Source organism: Ruminococcus sp. MCC718 (assembly GCF_018783905.1).
Lineage (GTDB): Bacteria > Bacillota > Clostridia > Lachnospirales > Lachnospiraceae > Hominisplanchenecus > Hominisplanchenecus faecis.
This window is the reverse complement of the sequence record NZ_WQNP01000084.1, coordinates 1-254: the sequence shown is the minus strand read 5'-3', so window position 1 is coordinate 254 and position 254 is coordinate 1. Positions and strand designations below refer to the sequence as shown.

Sequence of the window (254 nt, the reverse complement as noted above, 5' to 3'; positions counted from 1 at the left end):
ATGGATATTTGCTCCTCCCCGAAGCTTTTCGCAGCTTATCACGTCCTTCATCGGCTCTTAGTGCCAAGGCATCCACCCTGCGCTCTTATTCGCTTAACCACCTATGAATGTATAGCGTTACATTCATGGCTCAGGTGACATTTTTCTGAGTTGTCTTCTCTTGGATTGTTACCTATTTGATAACTTCCTCGGATGTCTATCTAACTTGTTAGATATTTTGAATTTATTTTCTATATGCAGTTTTCAAGGTACAT

The 254-nt window shown here is 40.2% G+C and carries 1 rRNA gene; it reads right to left on the bottom strand.

Annotated features, from left to right (window positions below):
- Positions 1–99, bottom strand: a 23S ribosomal RNA gene (locus GPK60_RS08190); the annotation flags it as partial.
- Positions 100–254 lie beyond the last annotated feature (155 nt).